Raw genomic sequence first — 453 nt, 5'->3', positions numbered from 1 at the left:
GAGTACGGCGTAGGTGTAGTTCAATGCGGCATTGACGGCATTGTTGTCATTGCGAGTAAACTTTTCTCCAAAGAGGGCTTGGAAGTAGAGGGCGGCAGCTTGGGCTTCACGGTTTCCTGTATCGCCCGAACGGACTTCGACTGCCAAAGTGCGCAGCCGTTTGGCGGCAAGATCATTGCCTGTTTCGTCTGCGACAAATGCTTGATTTAGGATTTTTTGGCGGATGATATGTTGCCAGAGTTGCTTTTTTAAGGGTTCGCTTATATTCAGCTGCAGCTTGAGGATTTTAAGTTGGCGGTGATATTGGGCATAAGGCAGCCATTGTCCGCAGGGTAGGAACTGTTCGTCACATGTCAGCAGGGTTGAGCCATGTTCGGCTAAGGCTGATAGGAGCGGGGCAGTAATCAGGGTTTCGCGGTTTTCGATGATGATAACGGCGATGTCTTCTAATGG

Annotated in this window: 1 protein-coding gene; it reads right to left on the bottom strand. The window is 50.1% G+C overall.

The window, feature by feature from the left end:
- A partial coding sequence (gene cas1, locus ACTHUR_RS20590; RefSeq protein ID WP_440400654.1) for a type II CRISPR-associated endonuclease Cas1 occupies positions 1-453 on the bottom strand: 453 nt, incomplete at both ends.

This window comes from Neisseria sp. P0021.S007 (assembly GCF_051956855.1).
This window is presented reverse-complemented; position numbering and strand designations above follow the sequence as displayed.